The organism is Caballeronia choica, assembly GCF_001544535.1.
GTDB lineage: Bacteria > Pseudomonadota > Gammaproteobacteria > Burkholderiales > Burkholderiaceae > Caballeronia > Caballeronia choica.
In genome coordinates this window covers 1-3823 of record NZ_FCON02000318.1, presented here as the reverse complement: position 1 = coordinate 3823, position 3823 = coordinate 1, and the positions used below count along the sequence as shown (strand labels likewise).

Annotated in this window: 4 protein-coding genes; all 4 read right to left on the bottom strand. The window is 57.4% G+C overall.

The features are described from left to right. Positions 1-61 precede the first annotated feature (61 nt). From AWB68_RS43120 to AWB68_RS43110, 4 genes are read right to left on the bottom strand one after another with little or no spacing between them, the layout of a single operon-like run. The gene (locus tag AWB68_RS43120) at positions 62-1066 is read right to left on the bottom strand and encodes a tyrosine-type recombinase/integrase (protein ID WP_087650210.1); all 1005 of its coding nucleotides are present in this window, start codon (positions 1064-1066) and stop codon (positions 62-64) included. Then, positions 1053-1475, bottom strand: coding sequence for a site-specific integrase (locus AWB68_RS50430; protein ID WP_235028839.1), 423 nt, complete (start codon positions 1473-1475; stop codon positions 1053-1055). The genes AWB68_RS43120 and AWB68_RS50430 overlap by 14 nt, the downstream gene beginning before the upstream one ends. After that, complete coding sequence (locus AWB68_RS43115) at positions 1364-2431, bottom strand: site-specific integrase (protein WP_235028840.1); 1068 nt, start codon at positions 2429-2431, stop codon at positions 1364-1366. The genes AWB68_RS50430 and AWB68_RS43115 overlap by 112 nt, the downstream gene beginning before the upstream one ends. After that, positions 2428-3684, bottom strand: coding sequence for a site-specific integrase (locus AWB68_RS43110; RefSeq protein WP_087650209.1), 1257 nt, complete (start codon positions 3682-3684; stop codon positions 2428-2430). The genes AWB68_RS43115 and AWB68_RS43110 overlap by 4 nt, the downstream gene beginning before the upstream one ends. Positions 3685-3823 lie beyond the last annotated feature (139 nt).

Genomic DNA, 3823 nt, shown 5'->3' with positions numbered 1-3823 from the left:
GCGTCGGAACCGGCGCCGTTACTGGCGTTACGTCGCCGGTTCCTTCACATTACGCGTGGGCCTAAAGTGAATCTAGCCACGCGAGCAAGTCGGCGTCGCGTTTCCATCGCGGAGGTCTCTTTCTCTTCGTGGTCGGTTCGAGACGTTCGAGTGCCGCGCGCTTTGTAGCGAGATTTGCCTGGGCATAGTGATTGGTAGTGTCCAAGCTCACGTGGCCGAGCCAGCTGCGGATCACGGTGACGTCTACCCCCACTGCTACGAGGTGGACAGCAGCCGCGTGCCGAAAACTGTGCGGAGATACGCGCTTCAAAGACAAGGTCGGAACAGTCTTTGCGGCCGCCTGAACGTACTGTGCGAGCTTATAGCGCACTCCGGACGCCCCCAGAGGTACGCCATAGCGATTGACAAAAATAGGATCATTGTCCGCGCGCGGTTGCCGCTTGAGTAGTGCCTTAAGTACGAGAACGGTTTCTGGCCATAGAGGACAGACCCGCTCCTTTTTACCCTTGCCGACCAATCGCACGTAAGACGGTGGATCGAAGCGAATACGTTGTGGGCTGACATCGAGCGCTTCCTGGATGCGTGCGCCCGTGTTGTAGAGAAAACAGAGCAGCGCGTGATCGCGTAGGCCTTCAAGACTTGTGCGATCCGGCTGCAGCATAGTGGCATCAACCTCGTCCGGCTCAAGATAGAATGGTGCGCGAACGGCTTCACGCTTGGTGGGAATGCGCAGCACTTCGGCGCACTGCGCAGCGTATATGGGCTCCCGTTCAGCGACAAAAGTGAAGAAGCTGTGCAGCGCGGCCAGTCGGCAGTTTCGAGTGCCGATCGTGACCTTGCGCTCTTGCTCGCATTGCTGCAAGAAGGCTCCTACCATGGCTGCGGTAAGGTCGCCGAGCACGAGTGCGGCTACGGACTGTTTGCGCTTCGTAGCCGAAAACCGCAGGAATAATCTCCAGGTATCGCGATAGGATCGCACCGTATGCGCTGAGAGATTGCGCTGCTCCAGCATGTGTGTGTAAAAAAATTCCTGGAGCAATCTGGGCAAAGGATCAATCGGTCTCATTGTCCACTCCTTCGACGTGAAGGCTGTGCGCGCCGAAAGCACGGAAGCGCGCTCCTGCCATTTGCAGCAGTTCATTGGTGATGGTCAAATAGGCCAGAGTCGAGTTAATGTCCCTGTGGCCGAGATACGTGGCAAGATAAGGCAGGCGAGCCTGAGGGTTGATCCCCTCGCGGTACCACGCAAGCATTCGATTTGCGACGAACGTATGCCTAATATCATGAATGCGTGGCCCGAGCCCGCCTCTGTCAGGCTTTACGCCAGAGAGGCGCAGGACACGTACCAGAAGCTTCTCGGTCATCACATAAGAGTAGCGGCCGGCCCGTTGCTGATGCCAGAAAAGCCCTGACGCGGCCTGCTGTGGGCCGCCCGCCAGTCGCCGCGCATGCAGGTAGTCGCGCAGTGCAGCCACGACGCTGTTGGGAACCGGCAATGTCCTCGATTTAAAGAACTTCGTCTCCCGAATATCTCCCCCACATCGAGATGTACGTCACCCAGGTTGAGACCTACGATCTCGCCCAGGCGTAGTCCGGTGCAATATGCAAGAACGAGCATTGTGTACAGGCTCAGAGGTCGAAGCGGTGCACACGGTGAGGGATATCGCCGTGCGGTTTCGAGCACGTGCCGCACTTCTTGCTCTGTGTAGATGTGGGGCCGCCGTCGCTGTTGCTTCAACTGCTCACAGAGTCGGCGGTCGGGCCTGGGCATGGGAATCATTGGCTCGAAGCGTCGCCACGCTCTGGCAAGATCGCGCCCCAACTCCTGGCACTGCCAAGCGTGCTCTGGCGTCGGCCGTATGGCTCGCCATTCTTGCAGAAGAACGGGCAGAGGTTGACCCTCCAGATGCGGATTCTTCTGCAGATAGCGATCGAAATATAAAAATCGGTTTGCCGGCGTCTCGTAGCGGTAGCCCATGTCGCGCATTAACGTGACATGGTAGAGCATGAGCGGCCCGAGAAAGCTTCCAAAGCGAGGAAGCGGACGCAAGGCCTCAAGCGCTGTCTCTGAGGAAAACGATAGTAGTGCACGCACTATGGGCGTTGTCGTTCGCTGACCGTATCGCTTCCGCAGTTCATGTAGCGGATTGCTCGCAATCGATCCTTCTGTCTCGAGAAAATCGAGGAACCGGTCGACGAGACGCGCGCGATGAAAGACGATGTGAAAAGGCCATTGTGCAACTCGCTCGTGCAACCATGCTTTGATCGTTTGCTGATCCAGCAATTGCCCGCGATCGCGCTGCATGACAAACCGCTGGAAGCCGGATAAAACGCATCGGTAAACGATGGGCGTCGTTGCGTTGCGGGTTACCAATCCCCGGATAAAGCGTTCGATGCAACGTCCGTCAGCATCAGGCCAGATCCGCTTCATGGCTGCTTCTCCATGTTCGGAACTTCAAGAGCTACGCCGCGAAGATGCTCCGTAGCCAACTTGAGGTACACGGCTGTAGACCCAGCCGACCGGTGTCCCAAAAGGTCCCCAATCGCTTTTACCGAAACCTCAGCACGAAGCAGGCTGACAGCGCGTGCATGTCGAAATGCGTGCGGACCGCATTTACCAACTGGATGTATCCCGGCTGCTTCGAGTCGCCGACGCACTGGTGTGTACAAGCTGGAACCACTGCGAAATCCGCGATAAGGTGCCCGAGCGCGAACAAATATCTCGCGCACATCTGAGGCTGGTCGTCCTCGTCGCAAGTAGTCAAGCAGAGCGTCACCGACACTCGGAAGCAACGGCAAGACTGATTGCGATCCAGTCTTGGTATGGCGGATGTAAAATCGATCACCTCTCCAGTCGATATCCTCCAGACGCAATCGCACCACTTCTCCCGCTCGTATCCCGTACGTCGACAGCATCATCAGAATGGCGTAGTCGCGCAGCCCTATCGGGGAGCGGTCCTGGCGCGTGGAGCTTAGGACTGCGCTGATGTCGGCGGGGCGCAGCGCCGAGGGAATAGACTCGTACGCATACATTCTTGGAACAATGACGAATCGAGAAAGATCGTGACCAGTACGGCCCGTCTCATACAGGTAACGAACGAAGCTGCGGAGCCCCAGCGCGATACCTTTACGCGATGCTCGACGCAGCGACGAAACACGGCTTTGCAGATAGGCATCAATATCCGCGACCGTCATATGCATCAACGTTTCGGCGCCTTTGCACCGTCCATTGGAACACAAGAATCGTCGTGCTTCGGCAAGAAGGCCATCGACCGTTTCGGCTGCCAGTCCTCGCCACTCCCGAAGCCATTCACCGTATTCCATGCACAGTGTCCGATCAAATCTTGCATTCACACTGGAGGGAAGTGGATCGGGCGGCCACTTGCCGATGGCCAATCGCAGCAGCTGATGAATGCCGCTGGTATGAGAGGCTTCCCAGCTCCGCAGGGAGATCGGCGAGTGACCGCGGTGGCGCCGGAAGCGTTGAAGTTCACATCGAAGATACGCCGATATGTCTTTAGGCCTCGACGCCTCAACGCATATTCGTCGCCTATCGAGAAATCGAAGGAAGTTTGCCGCGACCGCCAGATAGCGATTGCGGATGTGGACACAATATCGCTCGGCTACCAGATGCTGCTCAAGGTTGCTGAGCAGCGTTTCGTGCGTTGTTTGTTGATCGGACATGGCGCGCCTCCGTAAGCGGTTGGTCGCACCTACAGGATGGCACCATCGCGATAATGTGAAGGAACCAGCGACGTAACGCCAGTAACGGCGCCGGTTCCGACGCCCTCCTGCGCATTACCAGAACCTGCTGATTAGTCGA